Source organism: Lysobacter sp. KACC 24251, from assembly GCF_057747755.1.
On the sequence record NZ_CM173222.1, the window covers coordinates 1,582,627 to 1,602,810 of the forward strand.

Here is a 20,184-nt window from a genome sequence, read left to right on the forward strand (position 1 = left end):
AGGACCCTTCGCCATGCGACCCATCGCCAAAGCGAGCATCGTCTCGACCGGCGTCGACTACGCCCACCGGATCCGTGCCGGCCACCACGAACTGGTGACCGATGAACCAGCAGCGCTCGGCGGGCAGGGCACCGGGCCGGCACCGTTTGACCTGTATCTGGCCTCGCTCTCGGCCTGCACCGCCATCACCCTGCGCATGTACGCACAGCGCAAGGGTTGGGATCTCGGCGAGTTTCGTGCCGAACTGAAACTGTCCGCGGATGACGATGGGAAGATGCACATCCACAGGCGCCTGCATTCGGACCAGCCCCTCAGCGACGAGCAATGGCAGCGCCTGCTGGAGATCGTCGCCAACACACCCGTCACCAAGGTCATGCGCGAGGGCGCTGTGATCACCAGCGAACGGGCAGATGACTGACAATCGACCGCACGGCTTTACCGGCACGGTGCACACGCAGGACGCCCCCATGACCAGCAACAAGGCACTCATCCAGCAATACCTGGCGGCGTACACCGCCTTCGACATCCCGGGCATGCTTGCCCTGTTGGCGCCCGACGTGGTGTTCGAGAACTACACCAGTGACCAGCTCACGGCCTCGGCGCAGGGCATCGAGGAATTCCGCACGCTCGCCGAGCAGTCACGCGGCTTGTTTGCCGAGCGCGAGCAGCAGCTGACCGCTTTGCGCGAATGGCCGGAGCGCGCCGTGGCCGGCATTGCGTTCCGCGGCGTGTTGGCGGCGGATATTCCCGGCGGCCCGCAGGCAGGCAGCGTGATCGAACTGGATGGCAAATCCGAGTTCGAATTCCGCGACGGGTGCATCACCCGGATCGTGGACCGCAGCTGAGCCGACCCTCCCAGGCACAAGCGGGTCGGCTCCCGTCCCTCACGACGTCTTCAGGCACTCCACCTGGTCCCGCTGCCTGCAGCGTGTCCTGGCCCGTCAGTGCAAAGCCCGCCCGGGGGGCGGTGGGGGCGGGGCCCCGACCGCGTTACCACATCGCCATAACGATATCCGGTGCAGTCTGGGACACCCCCCGACAACAGGAATCCGTCCCCATGGCCAGCGGGAAGAAGGTGTCCAAGAGCACGATGCAGTCCGCCTCCAAGTCAAAACCCGCACCGTCGGAAGCCGGTTCCGCCCAAGGAGGGGAGACCCACCAGCAGGCCACCGCCAAGACCGGCGTGTTGACCACCGCCCAAGGGATTCCGGTCAGCGACAACCAGAACTCGCTGCGCGCCTATTCGCGCGGGCCGACGCTGCTGGAAGACTTCGTCCTGCGGGAGAAGATCACCCACTTCGACCATGAGCGCATTCCGGATCGCATCGTCCACGCACGCGGCAGCGCGGCGCATGGCTACTTCGAGCTGACCAAGCCGCTGACCCGGTACACCACCGCCAAATTCCTGACCGAGAAGGGGCGGGTGCCCGTGTTCGCGCGCTTCTCCACGGTCGCCGGCGGCGCGGGTTCGGTGGACACGCCGCGCGACGTGCGCGGCTTTGCGGTGAAGTTCTACACGCAGGAAGGCAACTTCGACCTGGTCGGCAACAACCTCCCGGTGTTCGCCATCCAGGACGCGATGAAGTTCCCGGACTTCATCCACGCGGTGAAGATGGAGCCGGACCGCGGCTTCCCGCAAGCCGCCAGCGCCCACGACACCTTCTGGGATTTCGTTTCGCTCTCCCCGGAGACGCTGCACATGGTGCTGTGGGCAATGAGCGACCGCGGCATCCCGCGCTCGTTCCGGATGATCGAAGGCTTCGGCATCCATAGCTTCCGCCTGGTTAACGGCAACGGCGAATCCACCTTCGTGAAGTTCCACTGGCGGCCGCGGCTGGGCCTGCAATCCGTGGTCTGGGACGAAGCGGTCAAGCTGCAGGGCGCCGACAACGACTTCCACCGCCGCGACCTGTTCGAGGCCATCAACGCCGGCCAGTTTCCCGAGTGGGACCTGTGCGTGCAGCTGTTTACCGAGGAAGAAGCAGACGCGTTCCCGTTCGACCATCTGGACGCCACCAAGCTGGTGCCGGAAGAACTGGTGCCGTTGCAGGTGGTCGGTCGCATGGTGCTGGACCGCAACCCGGACAACCACTTCGCCGAGAACGACCAGGTGGCGTTCTGTCCTGCCAACATGGTACCCGGCATCGACTTCAGCAACGACCCGCTGCTGCAGGGGCGACTGTTCTCCTACCTGGACACGCAGCTGTCGCGGTTGGGCGGCCCCAACTTCACCCAGATCCCGATCAACGCCCCCAAGTGCCCGTTCGCCAACCACCAGCGCGACGCGCACATGCAGATGCAGGTGCCCAAGGGCAGGGTGGCGTACGAGCCCGCGTCGCTGGACAAGGACGGCTCGACGCCCAACGGCCGCGAGACCCCCAACGGTTTCCGCAGCTTCGCGGAGCGGGCGCCGGATGATGGCAAGAAGGGCCGGGTGCGCGCCGCGTCCTTTGCCGACCACTACAGCCAGCCGCGCATGTTCTGGCGCAGCCAGACCGAGCTGGAGCAGGCACACATTGCCTCGGCGCTGGTGTTTGAACTGGCCAAGGTGGAAGACGACCCGGTTCGCGAGCGCAGCGTGGCGCAGTTGCGCAACATCGACGAGGCGTTGGCGAAGCGCGTGGCCGATGGGCTGGGCATGGCGAAGCTGCCCCCGGCCGCTCCGGCCGCCGCGCCGGTGCTGGACCTGCCGACGTCGGCTGCCATCACCTTGATCCCGAAGATGAAGGACACCCTGGAGGGCCGCAGCATCGGCATCCTGGTGGCGGAGGGCAGCGACGGCAAACAGGTGGATGCACTGCGCAAGGCGGCCGAGAAGGCCGGCGCGCAGGTCAAGATCATCGCGCCCAAGCGCCACGTCACGCTCAAGGGCGGCAAGCCGCAGAAGATTGACGGACAGCTCGCCGGCACCCCGTCGGTATTGTTTGACGCCGTCGCCAGCGTGCTGGACCCGGCCGAGGCCGAGAAGCTCGCCGGCGAAGCCGCGGCCATCGACTGGTTCCGCGATGCCTTCGGCCATCTCAAGGCGATTGCCGCGTGCGGTGGCACCCGTGCGCACATCCTCAAGGCGGCCAACATCAAGCCCGACGCGGGCGTGGTGGACCCGGGCGACGTGGCCGACTTCATCAAGTTGGCCAAGACCCGGCAGTGGAAACGGGAACCGACGTTGCGCACGTTGCCGTGATGCCCCGCCGCGGCCATGGTCGGCGGTAGACAGCGACTCAGGCACTGGATGCCGCCCGTGCGGAAGCGTCACACTGGACGCCGCTTCGACCGCAGCAATCCGCTGCGGCGAAGCGCCCATCCCCCTGCCACGGAATGCCCATGTCCAACCGCGAAATTTCCGAACTGCAACGCCTTTTCCTGAGCCGACTGGCGACCCTCGACCACATCCTGGGCGTGGGCCAGAAGCACCTGCCCGATTTCGACGCGACGCTGCAGGAGTGCCTGGCACCTGACATGTTCGCCTTGGGCGGGCAGATCGCCTTGGCCTGCAACCAACCGCGCGGCTTTGCCCAATGGTGCGCCGGCCAGCCTGTCGAGAACCTCAAGCCCGACATCGCCACCGTGGCGCAGGCACGCGAGGCCATCGAGCAGGCGAAGACCATGGTGTCGGCCATCACCGTGGACGATGCCAAGCTGGACGAGATCAAGCGGATCGGCCTGGGCGGAGGCCGCTACTGCGAACTGCCGGCCCGTCAGTACGTCAGCGAGTACCTGCTGCCGAACCTGTATTTCCACATCACCACCGCCTACGCAATCCTGCGCAAGCTCGGCGTGCCGGTGGGGAAGGCAGATTTCATGGCGTTCCTGGCACCGCACGTACGGCAGGATCAGGCAGCCTGAGCAGGGCGGGGCGCATGCCCTTGGCATTGGGTCCACATGGACATTCAACCATGGGGTGCTGCGTGAACACCGAGGCCTCCAACCTCACCACGGTGGCGGTCCGCGATGCATTGGCGGAAATAACGCTGGGCGGCGTCGGCGCGACGTTCGCTGGCGCCCTTTTCTGGGCCGCGGTCGCCGTGGCATTGCTGTGGCACGGGCTCTCGAGTGACGCCCTGGCGTGGGCCGTCGCCGTTGGGGGCATCGCAGTACACCCCGTTGGGTACGTGCTCAACCGCCAACTGGGAGGCGACGTTCTCGCCCGGGGGCACCCGTGGGCCAGCCTGATCTGGACGTTGGGGGTAACGCAACTGCTGGGGTGGGTGACCGTGTGGGTGCTGTTTGCCCAAGCGCCCACACTGGTGCCCTTTGGCGTGGCCACCTTGGTTGGCGCGCACTTCCTGCCGTTTGCGTGGCTCTACCGTTCGGTGCCCTATGCCCTCCTGGGGGCGGCAACGGTGGTCGGGGTGGGGGTGGCGCAACTGCCGCTGGACAACGCCGCGCCCCTGCCGATTGCCGTGGGCATGGCCGTGTCGATGGCGATGGCTGCAGGGGCAGAGCGGACGCGGCTGTTGCGCAGGCGGCGCTAGCCGCTTCGCGCCGGATCGGTCAGAAGAGGCGCGGGTTAGAACCAGCCCAACGCGCGTACGCTGCGGAACAACATGTACAGCGCGACCAGGATGATCATCGCCGCGAACACCGCGTTCAGCGCGCCCTTGCTGCCGGAGAGTCGCTTTGCCAATCGCGCGCCCACGAGTCCGCCCACGGCACCGCCGGCAATGAACACCGCCGCCAGCGACCAGTCCACATAGCCGGAGCGTGCGTAGTTGAGCGCGGTGGTCAGCCCGAACAGCGTGACCGCCACCAGCGACGAGCCCACTGCATACAGGATCGGCATGCCGGTGGACGCCATCAGCCCCGGCACCACCAGGAAGCCGCCGCCGATGCCGAAGAAGCCCGACAGCAACCCCGTGGCCGCACCCGAGCCCACCAGCCGCGGTGCATTGCCCCGGTTCAACACCACCGCCGCGTCCCCCTCGGTGCCGCGGGCGCGCAGCATCAGCACCGCGACAACGATCATCAGCAGCGCAAACAAGGCCAGCAGCCGCTGACCGTCGAAGCCCTTGCCCAAGGTAGAGCCCAGCCAGGCCCCGGTGACGCCCGCCGCTGAGAACAGCGCCGCACAACGCCACTTCACGTTGCCTACCCGCGCATGGTTGACCAGGTTGATCGCCGCATTGGCGGCCACCGCTACCGCGCTGGTGCCGATGGCAACGTGCGGGTCCTTGACTCCTACCAGGTAGGCCAGCAGCGGCACCGCCAGGATGGAGCCGCCACCGCCCACCGTGCCCAGGGAGAGGCCGACCAGCACCCCGGCCCCCGCCCCAAGCAGGTACTGCAATAGCGAAAGGGTGGTCATGGCATCACGCCCACGCGAGCTCGCGCGCCAGCCCAGGCGTTACGCCTGCCGGCCATTCGGCGTCAGGGGCAGCCCCTCGCGGGCCCACGCCATCACACCGCCGCTGAGGTTGCGGGCATGCTCACCGAGGGACGCCTGCAATGCCGCGCAGGCGCTGCCGCTGCGCGCACCGCTCCGGCAGACCAGAATCACGTCGCCGGCGTCCAGGTTGATCCCGGCGCTGGCCAAGGCCCGCGCGCCCAGTTGCTGGATGCGGCCCAGGGGCACGTTGACCGCACCGGGAATCGCACCGGCGGCAAACTCATCCGCCTCGCGGACGTCCACGACGGGCGTGCCTTGGGCGATGGCGCGCTGCGCCTCGTCCGGGGCGATATCGCCAGCAGAAGTGGTGAACAGGGACCGGAAAATGCTCATGCGGACCTCAGCGTCTTCGAGGGGAGTGGCCCTATATTAGCATTTGCTAATATTGATCTCCCATGAACGGTGTCCGCCGGACACTCAGCTGCCTGCCACTGCCTCCTCGATGATCTTCTCCATCGCGGATTCCACCTCGCGCGCAGCCGACTGGATGCGTGCGTCCTTCGACACCAGCCCCAGCAACGCCGTGGGCGGCACCATGCCCACCGCCGTGCGCCCGCCATCCTCATACACCGAGATCCGGCAGGGCAGCATCATGTTCAGCGCGATGTCCATGCCCAGCACCTGGTGTGCCTGGCCCGGGTTGCAGACCTCCAGCACGCGCACCTCCTGCGGCAGGTCAAAGCCCTTGCCGCCCAGGATCTGCTTGAAGTCGTAGGTGTGCAGCACGCCAAAGCCATTGGCCTTGGCCGCGTCCTGCACGCGCTGGAAGAGGGTTTCGACCGACTCGTCGGTGTGGCGGATGTAGTTCATGGCAACTCCAGGGGGAATGGAATCAGCGGGAGGGATTGGCACCGAGCCGGCGACCTTCCACTACAAGCCCGTACAAGGAATGCGGCGAATCGTGGAAGCGGGTGCGGGTCTCCGCCAGGTCGCCGGTGTAGCGGGGGTCCTGTGGGCGCTCCTGGGCGTTGATGTACTTGGCCACGTCCCACGCGTCCTGGTCACTGAGCGTGCCACCGCGACCCAGCGGCATGTTGGCCTTGATGAACCCTGCGGCGTTGTCCAACTGGTGCATGCCCGCGCCCCAGTTATACGAGTCGCGGCCCCACAGCGGCGGGAACACGTATCGCCCGCCCGCCTGCTGTCCCAGCCCATCGGCGCCGTGGCACAACGCGCAGTTCTTGTCGTACACCGCCTGACCCCGTGCATAGTCCGGCGGCTGCGGCGGCTTGAAGTCCTTGGGATAGCCCGCGCCCTGCATTTGTGCGCCCACTGGCACGCCCTGCGACATCCAATACGAGTAGACTTCCAGTGCTTTCAGCTCAAGGCTGTCGGCGGGCGGCGCGGTGCCGTTCATGCTGTACATGAAGCAGCCCTGCAGGCGCTCCAGGTAGTTGTTGACCTCGCCGGTCTTGGCCCGATAGGCGGGATAGCGCACGAAGGCACCCCACAGCGGCGCGGAGTTGGCCAAGCGCCCCGCGTCCAGGTGGCAGTTGCCGCAGCTCAACCCGTTGCCCACGTACTTGGCCGCGTGTGTGCGCGTGTCCAGAAAGATGTCGCGCCCGCGACGGACCAGATCGCCGTACGGGCCCTCGGGGATATCGTCGAACGATGGCGGGGAGAACGCGGCGGCCGTCTGCACCGCCTCGGGCGAGGGCGCCGCCGTGGTGACAGGCGCCTCCTCGGCGGCGATGGCGGGTTTGGCGCGGTAGGCGGTTCGCGGGGGGCGCACGTTGTCGCATGCCGTGGCCAGCAAGGCGAGGGCGGTGGCAATGCCCGCGATGCGGCGAGAACGACGGACGGGAAGGGCACTCATCGTCCACCACCCGCGCGAGCGGGCTGATTGGCCAGCCACTCTGACACCGCCGTGATTTCCTCGGCCGTCAACTGCTTGGTCACCGACTGCATCAACTGCAGCGGGTCGTTCTTGCGGGTGCCGCTCTTCCATGCATTGAGCTGCGCGCTGAGATAGCCGGCAGGCTGGCCGGTAATCGGCGGGAATGCCGCGCCCACGCCGCCACCACCGCGGGCATGGCACTGCTCACACGCCGGCACGCCCTTCTGCCACGCGCCTTCGCGCACCAGCCGGGCACCGGCGCTGCGATCGGTATTGGGGGTGGCCGGTCGATTGACCAGCGATGCGGGTACCGGCAACGCCGCGTAGTACACGGCCATGGCTGCACGATCAGCCGCCGACAACGCGTTGGCCACCGGCTGCATCACCGGATTGACCCGGGTGCCATTGGCAAAGCTGTCGAGCTGGCGCTGCAGATAGCCTGCATCCAGCCCCGCCAAGCGGGGGAACGATGCCTGACCGGCGCCGTCCTGTCCGTGACAACTGGCACAGGCCGCCAACCCATCGCCGCCCTTGAGCGCGAGGGTGGCGGGGTCGGCAGCGCGGACGGGGAGAGAGGCCGCCGCGCTGCACAACCCCAAGGACACGATGGCGGCGCCCATGGCGCGCGTATGAGCCGTGGAATGTGTTCCCATGCGGGTCAGTGTCGGTGCGCAGCGGTGACGACCGCGTTGACGCCATCTGCACATGGGGCCCAAGCCGCGCTATCTGAGAGGGGCACGGCACGAGCACTCTGTGTCCATCCACCATTGGATGGAAGCAATGAACTATCGGTATCCGGCAGTGGACCGGCTGGCGTGCCGACCCGACTGAGGATTTTTCTCAGTGGGTGGAGAATCCCCAAGAGTGCGCGCACAGTGACCCGCTATGGGGATGATTGCGCACGTAATGGCGGCAGCGCTGGCGGCGAGTACCGGGTTGGCATTCGCGCACGGCGGCGGTTTGAACAAGGACGGCTGCCACACCAATCGCAAGACCGGGGACTACCACTGCCATCGCGGGAGTGCGGGGCAGGGTGTGATGCCGACCCGCGCGAACGGGTTCGCACCCGGTGAGACGCCCGTGGGACTGGCCCCTGCTTCCGCCTCGTTCGCCAACTGTACCGAAGCCAGGGCAGCGGGCGCTGCGCCAGTGCGACGAGGTGATCGAGGCTACGGCCCCCACTTGGACCGCGACAATGATGGGGTAGGGTGCGAGCCTTATCGACGACGGTAGCAACGACGTTATCCGGTAGAAATGGGGTGGATAACGAATATCACTGCACATTTGCCGGATAACACGGAGACGGTGAGGCCGCAAAGGCGTCAAAATGTTCCAGCAAGCCACTGACAAGACTCGGAGTTTGTCACGTTGACAGGCTGCGTAGGGGGCTTGACCATACGGCGATATCATCCCGAAACGGGATCTAATTGGCGTTAGGCGCAACGACAACCAGGAAAGGGAGTTCTAATCATGTTTGGCTTTAGTCTTTGGCATTGGCTCGTGATCGGTGTTCCGCTAATGGCTGTCTGCTATATCGCGTGGCGCATTGCTCGATCTCGGAAGCATCGCCGGTAGGTCGTGGAGCATATCTGCATGGCCGGCCAGATCAACTCAGGCCTAACAGTTCGTTCAAGTCGAAGCTCAATCGCTTCGCGCTTGAGCTCGACTTAACTCAGGCGTTAGGGCGCAGATGGAGATTCTCAGCTGATGAAACAACTTGCGAGCTTCGTCCTACTCATTTGCCTAGCGGCTGGATGCAGCCAAGGCCAGAACAGCACACCGACTACACAAGCCTCACCCGTCGATGCATGGATGTACGGTGCAAGCAAGAGCGAGATGGATGACTCCGTCTCCAAATTTGCAATGTTGCTTAGTTCCGACCGACTGCCTGGCGACGCGGACTATGAAAAGACCTTAGTCATGCTCAGCATAAATGAGCCTGCTTCTGTGTCATTTCGCGTGGAAGGCGCACAGCTCAACTGCTCCGGCGGGTACTTGAGTGAGTCGGGCGAAGCCGTGACGGAACCCGACGCCTGCTCTGTGCGGATGCGCTTTGATGGAAAGGCTCCGCTCACATTTGGCGCCCGAGAGTATGGAGACTCCAGCCAGTTTCTTGAGCTTGAGGATGGTGACCGCTTCATCAGTGAAATGCTTGCGTCGAGTCTCTTAAAGGCTGAGCTGCCGATTTACCGCAGGGGTGCGCCAGTGGTTTCCTTTCCCGTCGCCGGATTCGATCCGAAAAAGCTCGCGGCGCAGGTTCCGGATCCTGCGCCCTAACAATTCGTCCAAGCCGACGCCGCTTCGCGGCGCGGCTTAACTCAGGTGTTAGGCGCACGGGACACTGCGAGACTCAAATGAAGCCACTAGCTACACTTGGTCTACTGATGCTTACCGCGTACTCCGCGTCAGCCCAGACTACAAGCAACGTCGTCACAGGTCCTGGTGCTGCGTCTTGCGGCAAGTATCTCGAGTACGCGAAGCTCAACGACCCCGCAATTTTCGTCACGTGGACACAAGGGTTTCTAAGCGGCGCTAACGTCGCAGAGAAGAACACTGGAAAGCCATGGCTATACATTCCCGACGCGGAAACCGTTAAGGCGTATCTCGATCGGCATTGCAGTGAAAAACCCCTAAGCAGTCCGGCTGAGGGTGCGGCACTCATGTACTTCGAGCTTCGCCAGAGGCAAAAAGTCACCTCGCCATAGTGGGGGGGCCAGGTGCCTAACAATTCATTCAAATCGAAGCCACTTCGTGGCTAGACTTAACTCAAGCGTTAGGACTCACAACGAATGGAAGCGTCAACTGTGGCAAAAGCAAAGCGTGGCAAGTTGTGGCCCATCATGTTCGCCGTTCTGGGCGCAAGCAACCTTTTTAGCTACTACTTCAAGCCTACCCAAGAGCTCCACGACTTACTCCAGGGTGCTGGCTTTCTGCTGGCGATTCCTTGGTTCTACTTCGAGCCACTTTCACTTAGCAATCCCTCACTAAATGCCGCCGACCAACCTGCCCACCCATTCTTTAAGTTTGTAGGCATGATCGGGGTTGCGCTCCTGATTTCTGGGCTCATAGTAGAACTGGCGTAAGTCCTAACAGTTCGTTCAAGTCGAAGCTCAATCGCTTCGCGCTTGAGCTCGACTTAACCCAAGCGTTAGGTTTCTGAGGAAGCACCATCGTTTGGACACTCTGACATTTGTCGCAGCACTCACAAAGTCGATCGCCTGGCCACTGGCAGTCCTGATTCTCGTGCTGATGCTGCGGAAGCCTCTCCGGGAGCTTATCCCGCTACTTCGAAACTGAAGTACAAAGAGATTGAAATGGAGTTCGCAAAGGAAATTGCAGAACTCAAGGCCGAGGCCGTGGCCCCTGACCAACCTGTACCTGCGGCCCCTGCTCCAGAAGTCAATGCGGGGGGCGCGTTGTCACAGACCAAGAGGTCGGTTAGTAGGCGCGACGACCTACTTCGGATGGTCAACTTTTCAACACGGGTAGCAATCATGGAAGCTTGGCTGGAACTCGAGGCTGCGGCGATAGAGGTCGCAAGCTCCTTCTGGAACGTTCCGCCTAGCGATGCGTTCAATAACTATCCGCGGCTTGGGGAGTACCTGGTCCAGTGCAAGGTCATAGATCACAAACAGCTTGAGATTTTCAAAAAGCTGCAGGATCTCCGCAACAAAGCCGCACATGCGCAGGAACTTAACCTGAGTGAAAACGATGCCAGGTCCTATGTGGAGCTGGCTACTGCGCTAGCCGCCCACATTCGGGTTCACTAGCCGAAACCTAACAATTCATTCAAGCCGAAGAAACTACGTGTTTCGGCTTAATTCAAGCGTTAGGTCCGCTTGGAGAGTTCCATGAAAACTGACAAGCTGACCGTAGCTTGCGAGCTCCTTGAGCAAGCCTTGCGCCTTTACTACGAGGATCTGTATTTCGCGTCCTTGCATTTGGCAGGAGCCGCAGAGGAGCTTCTTGGGGCACACCTCAAAGTCCTCGGAAAACAATCAACCTTTGAGAACTTCCGCACCGGTGGCGTCGAGATTGCAAACTCATTCGGCGACGGCGAGCCAATGCAGCCGAAAGACATGGTTGAGTTACTAAACCACGCCAAAAATCGCACCAAACATATGGACTCGGCGGAGGATAGTGTCATCACCTTCGACCCTGCAGAACAGTCCAGAGACCTTCTGGATCGCGCCGTGTCCGGCTACTATCACCTACTGCAGTACTATCGACTGGCAGAGACTCCGTTGATCGCTAGGTTCAACGCCGAGATTCATCGGCAGCGGGCCTAACAATTCATTCAAGCCGAAGCCACTTCGTGACTCGGCTTAGTTCAGGCGTTAGGTGTCAGATGAGAATTGCGATCCTCTTGTTGCTTTTCACGGCGCTCCTCGGGTGCCAAGTCCAGTTCAGCGCTGGCTCCGGGAAGAGCGAGCCTGCGTCGCCTGGAACTGCGGCCGAGCAGAAGGCCATCCGAGAAGTGGCCGCAACGGTTGTAGAGCAGCTTGACGCAGAGCAATGGGACGCAGCTTGGACCGCTTCGGCCGCCTCGCTCAAGCAATCAGCAAACCTCGCAGCCTTCACGTTGGGCGTCCGTACCTCGCGTGCGATGTTTGGCGCGCCCAGAACCAGAGCCATCACAGGTTACGCGTTTCCGGAGGCCGTCGAAGGTGCGCCGCCCGGAAAGTACGGGATCGTTTTCTACGCAACGGACTTTTCGAAGGTCTCTGCAGTGGAGGAGCAAGTAGTGCTCGTGCAACAGGGGCAAGAGTGGCGCTTAGCGGGTTACTGGGCTGAAAAGAGGAAGCAGGTGAAGGTGCTGTAGGCTGACACCTAACAATTCGTCCAAGCCGACGCCGCTTCGCGGTGCGGTTTAACTCAGGTGTTAGGTGGCCACACGCTGTCCCATTTCGCGACGGAGCTTGATGCGATGCAAATCTTTGGTCGGGTCTACTACGCGATTGCCGCGCTGACGCTGGCCGCAGCCGCGTGTCTTCCTTGGCTGGTGCCCTTCTCGTACCAAGCGCTCGGCTACCCGCTCACGCTCGTGGACTCGGGAACGTACGAGGCGTTCCAGGCCCATCAATCCACGCTCTCGCTTCGCCACCAATTCTTCATTGGCTTGCTAGGGCTCGCACTTACCCTCGGCGCGCTCTCGCTTACCGCGCTTATCCTCCGCACGCTGCACCGCATCGATCTCCCGTGGCTGGTCATGGCGGTCACTACGGTCGGTTCCGTCGTCCTTGCCATGATGGCGATTGGCGGTCTTACCGCGGGCATATGCTGTTGATGGCTCACCGCCTTGAGGCTGGCCACCAAAGAATCATTCAAGCCGAATCCGCTTCGCGGCTCGGCTTAGTTCAGGCGCTAGGCCTCAAGGGGAGAGCATGGAGATCGGGACGGAAGCGAACGATGCAATTGTCCGAGAGGTGTACGAGCGCGTAATGGCCGCGACCGCAGCCAATAGGCCCGTGACGACACAGGACCAGATTATCTACGACGTCAACTATCTAGTCATGGAAACCAGTAGCGGTGCGTCTTACGAGCAGTATTTCCGCTGGGCTACCCCGGATGAGATCAGACGGGTTGTGCATGCCCTTCGAGCTGTCGGTCTTGAGGAGGTTGCGGTTCTAACAGAGGCGGCTATTGGGGTAGCCTTCCCCGGTGGCGTTCCCGCAGACCCCGTCTCCAAAGAGGAAGCCACTTACTGGTCCGAGGAACAGGAAGAGTTGCTCAACCAACTCTTTGCGCAACTGGAGAGTTACAACGGACAGATTGCGAATTCCTTGGGACGATACGCAGGCTCGCTTGACGCCTGACTATTCATTCATGCCAAAACCGCTTCAGTCCCTTCACGCCGAAGGCCTGGTGGTACGGCTTACTTTTGGCGATTGAGCTCATGTCAAAGTTCCTTGTGCTCGGTGTACTCACTTTCATGGCATTTGGCGTCAACGCGCAGTCTCGTGACGCGTGGGTACGAAAGTGCCAGGCTGAAGGTCCCGACTTGTCCAATTCCAATGGATACCGGGTTTGCACGGAGTTCTATGTCATGGAGCTCGAGAAGCAGCAGAACAAGCTTGTGGAAGAGGTTGTTGCGAGACTCGTCCGTGAATCAGACGAGCAGGGCGAGCCCCTATTGGCACAAGAGCACTTCGTCAAATCGCAGGAATTCTGGCGCAGCTATGTAGAGGGCCATTGCCAAGTAGAACAGGCCTTGTTCAGTGATGACAGCCCAGTGGGGGATGCCATTCCGGCGTGCAGCGCGGAAGCGTTCGAAGCACGAAATGAGCAGCTCCGGCGCCTTCTACGGGGAAAATAAGAGCACTGACAATTCAGTCAAGCAGGCCGGCTCGAGAAGTTGAGCCGACTGTCCTGATCGTCCTTAAGCACGAAAAGACTATACGCCGCCCCCCTTGAAGAGGAATCGACAACATGAAGTGTCCCGTCTGTCCGGATGTAAACCTGGCCATGTCCGATCGGCAAGGAATCGAGATCGACTATTGCCCGCAATGCCGCGGTGTATGGCTTGATCGCGGCGAACTGGATAAGTTGATCGAGCGATCAAGTACTGATGCGCCGCAGTCACGTCCACAGGAATCGCGGAGTGTCAGGCCACCGTCGTATGAGTCGCGTGATTCGGACTACTACAAGCACAAGAAGAAGAAGAGCCTGCTAGGCGAGCTGTTCGACTTCTAGTAAAGCGATGGGGTATGCAAGGGCCACGGCGCGTAATTTCAATGAAGAACGCCAAGGCACTCGCACCGCGATGCTGGAGTTGCTGCGATTCGGCCAGTTTCGCCCATGGCAGGTGCTCGGTTGCGGCATCGCCATCGGCTCCGCTTCTCTGGCCTGCGACGGACTACTGGCCATCCGCCGAAACCTTCTCGACCGGCGAGGACATTTTAGGTTCCGTTCTCCGTAGCCGGGCCCGATTGGGAGGCCGGGCTCCACACGCTGAGGGTAGGGGATGCATGCAAGACACCCATCGTTGCATCAACCGGGGGCTTTTCAGGCTTTCCCAGGCCAGCAATCACACGCTGGCGACAGGATCGCTGGCCCACTAAGCAGCGGCCCCGTCACTGTGCAATGTCCCGAATGGACCCCTCGCAGCTCCTGGACAGCTACCTCACTTCGTCCCGCAAAAGGCCTTTCCTGAAGCAGGCGCTGCAGGATGTACCCGATGGGTTTCTTGACGAGCTTCAGCGCCGAGCCGTCAAGCGCTACGCCAACAACACACTGACTTTGACCGAACTGAAGCTGTTCGCCCACGACCTGGCGGGCGTCTGCCCTCAGCCCCGGGCACAGCAGTTGTACCTCGCCGTCGCCTCAACCCATCCGTGCTGCGTCCGGACCGCAAACATTGAGGCCCGCGAGCGACTAGCAGAGTGGCTGGTAAGCTAGGGTGACTCGACAGGGGTGCTGCGCAGTTGGCCCCTGGTCCGCTGTGCCGTTGCAGAGGACCCTTTCCAGCGACATGGTGTTTCCAGCTACGAGGTGATTGAGTTCCTACCCAGCATGGCTGCGCCGGCGCTTGCGTCGTGGGTGGCGACCTGAGCGATCATGGAGGAATGCGATGCAGGCTTGGTACTTCGCCGCTGGCTTGTTGGCCGCGGTAACCGGTGTCGCGCACTCGGTACTGGGTGAGCGGTTGATCTTCCGTCACCTCCGGCAGGGAAGCGTGGTCCCCACCGGTGACGCGCCGCCGTTGCGAAGCCGCCACGTCCGCATCCTCTGGGCCACTTGGCACATTGGCAGCGTGTTCGGCTGGGCCTTTGCGGGCGTCCTGTTCCAGTTGGCATTGGCTCCGGGTGATCAGGCGTTGAGGCCACTGCTGGTGTCGGCGATCGTCTTCGGCTATCTGGGGTCATCGATGCTGGTACTGGTCGGCACGAAAGGCCGGCACCCCGGATGGATCGCCCTGCTGCTGGTGGCCGTTATGGCTTGGCTGGCTGCCCGCGCTCCCCACTGACCCGTACAAGGACGATATGACCCATCCTTACCTGCTCCTGGGGGCGTTGTTCAGCGCCCTCGCTGCATTGCTGCACCTGGCCTGCATTGCCTTCGGCGCGCCGTGGTACCGCTTCTTCGGCGCAGGCGAGGGCATGGCCAGACTGGCGGAAGCGGGCAGTCCCAAGCCGGCAATCATCACCGTGGGTATTGCGGCCGTGCTTGCAGCCTGGTCGCTGTACGCCCTGTCCGGGGCGGGTGTCATCGGCCGGCTCCCCTTGGCGCGCTGGGTGCTGTGCGCGATTACCGCGGTCTACCTGCTACGCGGATTGGCCGGGCTTGCGCTGGCGGTGTTTGCACCGGGCGAGCGCAGCGTCGCATTCTGGTGGTGGAGCTCGGCGATCTGCCTCGGTATTGGCGCCGTGTACCTGATGGGGACGCGACAGGCGTGGCCCCGACTGTCCGGAATCTCGATCTCCTGAAGGGGTTTGCCATGCACGGAGTTGGACGCACGCCGTCACCCCACTGGTTGGAAACCAAGGTTCCACCGCCGGTGGTGATGCTGTTACTGGGGCTGATAGCCTATTGCCTTGGGCGCTGGGTGCCGTCGCTTTCGTTCCAACTCCCGCTGCGTACTCTGGTCGTGGCCGTGGTGGCATTCGCAGGGCTGTTGCTGAATGTGATCCCAAAGCTCGCCTTCGGACGCGCAGGGACCACCGTCAACCCGTTGCGCCCGGACAAGGCCACGGCGCTGGTGAGCTCTGGCATCTACCGGTATTCGCGCAACCCCATGTATGTGGGGCAGGCGCTGTTGCTGCTCGCCTGGGTGCTGTATGTGGGCCATTGGCTTGGCCTGTTCGCGGTGCCGCTGTTCGTGCTGTACATCACGCGCTTTCAGATCGTGCCGGAGGAGCGGGTGTTGGCGGCTCGGTTCGCGGATGAATACGCTGAATTCCGCAGACGGGTGCACCGCTGGCTGTAAGGACAGTTGCCCAGCGCGGCCGGCTGCAAGATTTGCCCAGGCACCAGCGAGTACCGACCGGAGAAAGCATGGCAAAGACATACCTTTTCCTTAAGCCCGGCAAGCTGCCCCTGTTGCCGACGGAGCTGACCGAGACATCGGTCTCACCTCTGGGGTGGGACGAAGCGCAGGCCTGCCTGAAGCTGGCCATACCGTCCCTGACGTGGTCCAGCGATGGGGGAGCCTCTGGCGAGTCAGCGCAGGGGTGGGTTGAATTTGCGCCGCCCGGCCACGAGCGCGGGGAGTCCCTTTCGCTTCGGTGCTCGTTGGCGGGAGACTACACGGCGCTGGTGCAAGGACTTTGCGACCGTTTTGGCTGGGTTGCGTTCGATGAAGGGCCCACCATGTTTCAACCGTTTTTTCCGCCGGCCGCCCTCTCGTAACAGGCATTCACGCGGGTTTCCCCCGTGGACCGGGAAAATCCAGGGTAACCGTACTCCGGAGCCGCCCCATGGCCCGCCCGATCTGGTCAGGAACCCTGTCCTTCGGTCTGCTGAACATCCCCGTCTCGCTGATGTCCGGCGAGCGCAAGGTCGACCTCAGCTTCCGCATGCTCGACTCCCGCGATCGCAAGCCGATCCGGTTCGAGCGGGTCAACGCCGAGACGGGCGAAGAGGTGCCGTGGAAGGACATCATCAAGGCCTTCGAGTACGACAAGGGCAGCTATGTGGTGGTGGAGAAGGAAGACATCGCAGCCGCCGCCCCGGAGACGAACGAGTCGGTGGACGTGGAGGCCTTCGTGGACCGCGAGGAAATTGGCCTGCGCTTCTACGAGAAGCCCTACATCCTGGTTCCCGGCAAGAAGGCCGAAAAGGGCTACGTGCTGCTGCGCGAGACGCTGAAGAGCACCGGCAAGGTGGGCGTGGCGCGCGTGGTCATCCGCACCCGCGAGTATCTATGTGCGGTCATCCCGGAGGGGGACGCACTGGTGCTGATGATGCTGCGTTATCCGCAGGAACTGGTAGAACCGGACGAGTACAAGCTGCCTTCGGGCAAGGCCGCCGATTTCCGCATCACCGCGAAGGAGACGGAAATGGCGAAGAGCCTGATCGAATCCATGGCGGCCAAATGGCAACCCGACGAGTACCACGACCAGTTCCGAGAGCGGCTGGAGGCGATCATCCGCAAGCGCATCAAGGCCAAGGGAGCCACCACGCGGATCGCCGAGGAAGAGCCCCACGAGCGGCACGACGCCACCACCAACGTGGTGGACTTCATGGCCTTGCTGCAGAAGAGCTTGGACAGCAACAAGCGCACGCCGGCCCGGAAGGCGGAAACGAAGGCGCCCGCGCGCAAGACCAGCGCGGCCAAATCGACGGCACGCAAGACGGCAACGTCGAAGCCGGCAAAGAAGGCGCCGGCCAAGCGCGCAAGCCGGACGGCGGCGAAAGGGTGAACCGTGGGCCTTCAGCACTACCGCCGCAAACGCCAGTTCGATCGCACGCCGGAACCGTCGGCAGATCGGCGCCCTGCGCGTGGTGAGCGCCCCATATTCGTGGTGCAGCTCCACCATGCCAGCCACCGCCACTACGACTTCCGCCTGCAGGTGGGGGACACGCTGAAGAGCTGGGCAGTGCCCAAGGGCCCGAGTTTCGATCCGTCCGTGAAACGCCTGGCGGCCGAGGTGGAGGACCATCCCGTCGCCTATGCGGATTTCGAAGGCGACATCCCCAAGGGACAATACGGCGGCGGCCATGTCGCCCTGTTTGACCGGGGCGTGTGGACCACGGACGGGGACCCGGAAGCGCAACTGGCGAAGGGCCATCTGCGGTTCGAGTTGTTCGGCGACAAGCTGAAGGGTGGCTGGCACCTGGTGCGCACGCAGAAGGCGGACCGCCAGCCGCAATGGCTGCTGTTCAAGGAAGCGGACGAGCATGCTGGTCCCCGCGAGGCCGACGACCTGCTGGACGACGTCGCCCCGCCGCCCGGGACCGTGGTTCGGCGCCCCGCCAGGAAGGTCACCCGCAAGCCCAAGGAGATCGCCACTCCGCCGCGTTGGGCGAAGCGCGCGGCCAAACTGGATGGGGCGAGGGCAGGTCACCATCGCCCGACGTTCCGCGCTCCCCAGCTGGCCAAGCTGTTCCACTACGTGCCGACCGGCGAGGAGTGGCTGCACGAGGCCAAATGGGACGGATATCGCCTGATCGCCCAGATCAGTGGGGGCAAGGTGCGGCTGTGGTCGCGCAATGAACGCGAGTGGACGGCCAAGGTGCCGGAGATCGTGGCGGCGCTGCAGGCGCTGGATCTTGCCGATGCGGTGCTGGACGGCGAGTTGATCGCAGGAGCAGGCCGCCAGGAGGATTTCGGGTTGCTGCAGGCCACCCTGTCCGGGGAGAAGAACGCCACGTTGACCTACGTGCTGTTCGACATCCTGCAAGTGGATGGCGTCGATGTGTCGCGCAGCCCCCAGTACCAGCGCAAGCTGCTACTGGCTGAGATCCTGAAGCATCCGCCGGCGCGCCTGGCGTACAGCACACATGTCATCGGCAACGGCGATCACGCGCTGGCGATGGCGGTGGAGCGCGGGCTGGAGGGCATCATTTCCAAGCGTGCCGACGCGCCGTACCACTCCGGGCGTGGCGATACGTGGCGGAAGATCAAGCAGCGCGACTCGGACGAGTTTGCCGTGGTGGGTTATACGTTGCCCAAGGGCAGCCGCGAAGGACTGGGCGCATTGCTGTTGGCCGCGCCGGATGCGGAACATGGCTGGCGCTACGCCGGGCGAGTCGGGACGGGGATGAGCCACGACCAGCTCGTCGCACTGGCCGCACAGCTATCCAGATCCACCCGCAGCAAGCCCACGGCGCATGTGGCCGTGGACGACCCCGAGTTGCGCAAGGCGCATTGGGTGCGACCCACCTGGGTCGCGGAAGTCTTCCACCATGGTCGCGGCAACCAGGGACTGCTGCGACAGCCCGTCTTCAAGACCATCCGCCGTGACAAGTCCGCAACGGACCTGCAAGCCAATGGAAGCGTGGCCAGCGCGCCGGGTACATCCGCGCCCGCCGCGCGGCGACGAAAGAAGTCAGCGGCCCCGCCGGTCGAACTGACCAGTCCGGAACGGGTCGTGTTCGCGGGGAGCGGATTCACCAAGGCGGACGTCTTCCACTACTACCGCACCATGGCGCCCTGGCTGCTCCCGGAGATCAAGGGCCGGCCGCTGTCCGTAGTGCGCTGCCCTCAGGGCACGGAGCGACCGTGCTTCTTCCAGAAGCACCACACGGCCGGCATGGAACATGTGCACGCGATCGCGCTGAAGGAAGAGAGTGGCACCCGCGCCGAATACCTGGTGGTGGGCAATGAGGCAGGACTGCTGGAACTGGCCCAGTTCAATGCGCTGGAGTTCCACCCATGGGGCGCCATGGCCAACGCGCCCGAAAAGGCGGACAGCATCGTCTTCGACCTCGACCCGGGCCCGGACGTGCCATGGCGACGCGTGGTTGAGGCGGCGCGGCAGGTGCGGGATCGCTTGAAGGACATGGGGCTGGTTTCGTACGTGCGCACCTCGGGAGGCAAGGGCCTGCACGTGTTCGTGCCGCTCAAGCCGGCGTACGAGTGGACACCGGTGAAGGACTTTGCCCATGCGTTCGCCGAGTCGATGGTGGCCATGGATCCGTTGGCGTTCGTGGCCACGGCCACCAAGAAGTTCCGCAAAGGCCGCATCTTCATCGACTACCTGCGCAACGGGCGTGGGGCAACCAGCGTGGCATCGTTCTCGCTGCGGGCGCGAGAAGGCGCACCGGTTGCAATGCCGTTGAAGTGGGAGGAACTGGGTCGTGTCAAGAGCGGCGCTGCCTACGACCTGAAATCCGCGCCGCGGCGCATGGCGCGGATGCCGGCACATCCGTGGGGCGAGTACCGAAAGGTTCGCCAAGGCCTGGCGGAGGTGTTGCAGCGGCTGTCCAAGGCGGGCGGTTAGCAATCTGCCGGTCAGCGAAAAATGCCAGCATGACCGCAAGCGGCGTGTCGTTCCGTTGTTATTGAAACGGATCAAGC

26 protein-coding genes are annotated in these 20,184 nt (G+C 63.4%); 21 read left to right on the plus strand and 5 right to left on the minus strand.

The features are described from left to right. Positions 1-22 precede the first annotated feature (22 nt). From AC3ARF_RS07460 to AC3ARF_RS07480, 5 genes are all read left to right on the plus strand, one after another. Positions 23-418, plus strand: a complete 396-nt coding sequence (locus tag AC3ARF_RS07460) for an OsmC family protein (RefSeq protein ID WP_498931797.1) — start codon at positions 23-25, stop codon at positions 416-418. Next, positions 411-845, plus strand: a complete 435-nt coding sequence (locus tag AC3ARF_RS07465; protein WP_498931715.1) for a nuclear transport factor 2 family protein — start codon at positions 411-413, stop codon at positions 843-845. Before AC3ARF_RS07460 ends, AC3ARF_RS07465 begins: the two co-directional genes overlap by 8 nt. 212 nt (positions 846-1,057) lie before the next feature. Then, on the plus strand, positions 1,058-3,184 hold the full coding sequence (locus AC3ARF_RS07470) for a catalase (RefSeq protein ID WP_498931717.1): 2,127 nt from the start codon (positions 1,058-1,060) through the stop codon (positions 3,182-3,184). 140 nt (positions 3,185-3,324) lie between these two features. Beyond that, a complete protein-coding gene (locus tag AC3ARF_RS07475; RefSeq protein WP_498931718.1) occupies positions 3,325-3,846 on the plus strand; it encodes a DUF1993 domain-containing protein in 522 nt (173 codons plus the stop codon). A gap of 62 nt (positions 3,847-3,908) precedes the next feature. Further along, positions 3,909-4,475, plus strand: coding sequence for a DUF7010 family protein (locus tag AC3ARF_RS07480; protein ID WP_498931720.1), 567 nt, complete (start codon positions 3,909-3,911; stop codon positions 4,473-4,475). A gap of 35 nt (positions 4,476-4,510) precedes the next feature. Here AC3ARF_RS07480 and AC3ARF_RS07485 read toward each other — a convergent pair whose 3' ends face one another. From AC3ARF_RS07485 to AC3ARF_RS07505, 5 genes are all read right to left on the minus strand, one after another. Further along, the gene (locus AC3ARF_RS07485; RefSeq protein ID WP_498926649.1) at positions 4,511-5,305 is read right to left on the minus strand and encodes a sulfite exporter TauE/SafE family protein; all 795 of its coding nucleotides are present in this window, start codon (positions 5,303-5,305) and stop codon (positions 4,511-4,513) included. Between the two features lie 39 nt (positions 5,306-5,344). After that, on the minus strand, positions 5,345-5,719 hold the full coding sequence (locus tag AC3ARF_RS07490; protein ID WP_498926650.1) for a rhodanese-like domain-containing protein: 375 nt from the start codon (positions 5,717-5,719) through the stop codon (positions 5,345-5,347). A gap of 84 nt (positions 5,720-5,803) precedes the next feature. Beyond that, positions 5,804-6,196: a DUF302 domain-containing protein gene (locus tag AC3ARF_RS07495; protein WP_498926652.1), complete on the minus strand. Its 393-nt coding sequence runs from the start codon at positions 6,194-6,196 to the stop codon at positions 5,804-5,806. A 22-nt stretch (positions 6,197-6,218) separates the two neighbouring features. Then, positions 6,219-7,202, minus strand: coding sequence for a c-type cytochrome (locus AC3ARF_RS07500; RefSeq protein ID WP_498926653.1), 984 nt, complete (start codon positions 7,200-7,202; stop codon positions 6,219-6,221). After that, positions 7,199-7,843 carry a c-type cytochrome gene (locus tag AC3ARF_RS07505; RefSeq protein WP_498926655.1) on the minus strand — a complete coding sequence of 215 codons (645 nt, stop codon included), beginning with the start codon at positions 7,841-7,843 and terminating at the stop codon, positions 7,199-7,201. The genes AC3ARF_RS07500 and AC3ARF_RS07505 overlap by 4 nt, the downstream gene beginning before the upstream one ends. Positions 7,844-8,129: 286 nt before the next feature. Between AC3ARF_RS07505 and AC3ARF_RS07510 the strand changes: the two genes are divergently transcribed. The 16 genes from AC3ARF_RS07510 (at position 8,130) to ligD (ending at position 20,107) form a co-directional block, all read left to right on the plus strand. After that, positions 8,130-8,456 (plus strand): excalibur calcium-binding domain-containing protein, encoded by a 327-nt coding sequence (locus tag AC3ARF_RS07510; protein ID WP_498931799.1) that lies wholly within the window; start codon positions 8,130-8,132, stop codon positions 8,454-8,456. Between the two features lie 474 nt (positions 8,457-8,930). After that, positions 8,931-9,500: a hypothetical protein gene (locus tag AC3ARF_RS07515; RefSeq protein ID WP_498926657.1), complete on the plus strand. Its 570-nt coding sequence runs from the start codon at positions 8,931-8,933 to the stop codon at positions 9,498-9,500. Positions 9,501-10,012: 512 nt separating this feature from the next. Further along, positions 10,013-10,306 (plus strand): hypothetical protein, encoded by a 294-nt coding sequence (locus tag AC3ARF_RS07520; protein WP_498926659.1) that lies wholly within the window; start codon positions 10,013-10,015, stop codon positions 10,304-10,306. A gap of 231 nt (positions 10,307-10,537) precedes the next feature. Next, positions 10,538-10,993, plus strand: a complete 456-nt coding sequence (locus tag AC3ARF_RS07525; RefSeq protein WP_498926661.1) for a hypothetical protein — start codon at positions 10,538-10,540, stop codon at positions 10,991-10,993. A gap of 81 nt (positions 10,994-11,074) precedes the next feature. Then, entirely contained in the window at positions 11,075-11,512 is a 438-nt protein-coding gene (locus tag AC3ARF_RS07530) for a hypothetical protein (RefSeq protein ID WP_498926663.1), read from the plus strand. 59 nt (positions 11,513-11,571) lie between these two features. Continuing rightward, positions 11,572-12,045 (plus strand): DUF4019 domain-containing protein, encoded by a 474-nt coding sequence (locus AC3ARF_RS07535; RefSeq protein ID WP_498926664.1) that lies wholly within the window; start codon positions 11,572-11,574, stop codon positions 12,043-12,045. Between the two features lie 105 nt (positions 12,046-12,150). Continuing rightward, positions 12,151-12,510, plus strand: coding sequence for a hypothetical protein (locus tag AC3ARF_RS07540; protein WP_498926666.1), 360 nt, complete (start codon positions 12,151-12,153; stop codon positions 12,508-12,510). A 97-nt stretch (positions 12,511-12,607) separates the two neighbouring features. Then, positions 12,608-13,039, plus strand: coding sequence for a DMP19 family protein (locus AC3ARF_RS07545; RefSeq protein WP_498926667.1), 432 nt, complete (start codon positions 12,608-12,610; stop codon positions 13,037-13,039). Between the two features lie 230 nt (positions 13,040-13,269). Continuing rightward, the gene (locus tag AC3ARF_RS07550) at positions 13,270-13,539 is read left to right on the plus strand and encodes a hypothetical protein (protein WP_498926669.1); all 270 of its coding nucleotides are present in this window, start codon (positions 13,270-13,272) and stop codon (positions 13,537-13,539) included. A gap of 113 nt (positions 13,540-13,652) precedes the next feature. After that, positions 13,653-13,916: a TFIIB-type zinc ribbon-containing protein gene (locus AC3ARF_RS07555; protein ID WP_498926670.1), complete on the plus strand. Its 264-nt coding sequence runs from the start codon at positions 13,653-13,655 to the stop codon at positions 13,914-13,916. A gap of 399 nt (positions 13,917-14,315) precedes the next feature. Next, complete coding sequence (locus AC3ARF_RS07560) at positions 14,316-14,621, plus strand: hypothetical protein (RefSeq protein WP_498926672.1); 306 nt, start codon at positions 14,316-14,318, stop codon at positions 14,619-14,621. Positions 14,622-14,793: 172 nt separating this feature from the next. Further along, positions 14,794-15,189: a hypothetical protein gene (locus AC3ARF_RS07565; RefSeq protein ID WP_498926674.1), complete on the plus strand. Its 396-nt coding sequence runs from the start codon at positions 14,794-14,796 to the stop codon at positions 15,187-15,189. A 16-nt stretch (positions 15,190-15,205) separates the two neighbouring features. Beyond that, a complete protein-coding gene (locus AC3ARF_RS07570; RefSeq protein WP_498926676.1) occupies positions 15,206-15,649 on the plus strand; it encodes a hypothetical protein in 444 nt (147 codons plus the stop codon). 47 nt (positions 15,650-15,696) lie between these two features. Further along, positions 15,697-16,149 carry a methyltransferase family protein gene (locus tag AC3ARF_RS07575; protein WP_498926678.1) on the plus strand — a complete coding sequence of 151 codons (453 nt, stop codon included), beginning with the start codon at positions 15,697-15,699 and terminating at the stop codon, positions 16,147-16,149. Positions 16,150-16,639: 490 nt separating this feature from the next. Beyond that, on the plus strand, positions 16,640-17,584 hold the full coding sequence (gene ku, locus AC3ARF_RS07580; protein WP_498926680.1) for a non-homologous end joining protein Ku: 945 nt from the start codon (positions 16,640-16,642) through the stop codon (positions 17,582-17,584). 3 nt (positions 17,585-17,587) lie between these two features. Further along, positions 17,588-20,107 carry a DNA ligase D gene (gene ligD, locus AC3ARF_RS07585; RefSeq protein ID WP_498926681.1) on the plus strand — a complete coding sequence of 840 codons (2,520 nt, stop codon included), beginning with the start codon at positions 17,588-17,590 and terminating at the stop codon, positions 20,105-20,107. The last annotated feature ends 77 nt before the right edge of the window (positions 20,108-20,184 follow it).

Coding starts and splice junctions, on each gene's coding strand:
- AC3ARF_RS07470 (WP_498931717.1), top strand. CDS start 1,058: ATGGCCAGCGGGAAGAAGGTGTCCAAGAGCACGATGCAGTCCGCCTCC.
- AC3ARF_RS07570 (WP_498926676.1), top strand. CDS start 15,206: ATGACCCATCCTTACCTGCTCCTGGGGGCGTTGTTCAGCGCCCTCGCT.
- AC3ARF_RS07515 (WP_498926657.1), top strand. CDS start 8,931: ATGAAACAACTTGCGAGCTTCGTCCTACTCATTTGCCTAGCGGCTGGA.
- AC3ARF_RS07545 (WP_498926667.1), top strand. CDS start 12,608: ATGGAGATCGGGACGGAAGCGAACGATGCAATTGTCCGAGAGGTGTAC.
- AC3ARF_RS07535 (WP_498926664.1), top strand. CDS start 11,572: ATGAGAATTGCGATCCTCTTGTTGCTTTTCACGGCGCTCCTCGGGTGC.
- AC3ARF_RS07560 (WP_498926672.1), top strand. CDS start 14,316: ATGGACCCCTCGCAGCTCCTGGACAGCTACCTCACTTCGTCCCGCAAA.
- AC3ARF_RS07555 (WP_498926670.1), top strand. CDS start 13,653: ATGAAGTGTCCCGTCTGTCCGGATGTAAACCTGGCCATGTCCGATCGG.
- AC3ARF_RS07550 (WP_498926669.1), top strand. CDS start 13,270: ATGGAGCTCGAGAAGCAGCAGAACAAGCTTGTGGAAGAGGTTGTTGCG.
- AC3ARF_RS07540 (WP_498926666.1), top strand. CDS start 12,151: ATGCAAATCTTTGGTCGGGTCTACTACGCGATTGCCGCGCTGACGCTG.
- AC3ARF_RS07490 (WP_498926650.1), bottom strand. CDS start 5,719: ATGAGCATTTTCCGGTCCCTGTTCACCACTTCTGCTGGCGATATCGCC.
- ku (WP_498926680.1), top strand. CDS start 16,640: ATGGCCCGCCCGATCTGGTCAGGAACCCTGTCCTTCGGTCTGCTGAAC.
- AC3ARF_RS07475 (WP_498931718.1), top strand. CDS start 3,325: ATGTCCAACCGCGAAATTTCCGAACTGCAACGCCTTTTCCTGAGCCGA.
- AC3ARF_RS07530 (WP_498926663.1), top strand. CDS start 11,075: ATGAAAACTGACAAGCTGACCGTAGCTTGCGAGCTCCTTGAGCAAGCC.
- AC3ARF_RS07505 (WP_498926655.1), bottom strand. CDS start 7,843: ATGGGCGCCGCCATCGTGTCCTTGGGGTTGTGCAGCGCGGCGGCCTCT.
- AC3ARF_RS07465 (WP_498931715.1), top strand. CDS start 411: ATGACTGACAATCGACCGCACGGCTTTACCGGCACGGTGCACACGCAG.
- AC3ARF_RS07510 (WP_498931799.1), top strand. CDS start 8,130: ATGGCGGCAGCGCTGGCGGCGAGTACCGGGTTGGCATTCGCGCACGGC.
- AC3ARF_RS07520 (WP_498926659.1), top strand. CDS start 10,013: ATGGAAGCGTCAACTGTGGCAAAAGCAAAGCGTGGCAAGTTGTGGCCC.
- AC3ARF_RS07565 (WP_498926674.1), top strand. CDS start 14,794: ATGCAGGCTTGGTACTTCGCCGCTGGCTTGTTGGCCGCGGTAACCGGT.
- AC3ARF_RS07525 (WP_498926661.1), top strand. CDS start 10,538: ATGGAGTTCGCAAAGGAAATTGCAGAACTCAAGGCCGAGGCCGTGGCC.
- AC3ARF_RS07495 (WP_498926652.1), bottom strand. CDS start 6,196: ATGAACTACATCCGCCACACCGACGAGTCGGTCGAAACCCTCTTCCAG.
- AC3ARF_RS07500 (WP_498926653.1), bottom strand. CDS start 7,202: ATGAGTGCCCTTCCCGTCCGTCGTTCTCGCCGCATCGCGGGCATTGCC.
- AC3ARF_RS07485 (WP_498926649.1), bottom strand. CDS start 5,305: ATGACCACCCTTTCGCTATTGCAGTACCTGCTTGGGGCGGGGGCCGGG.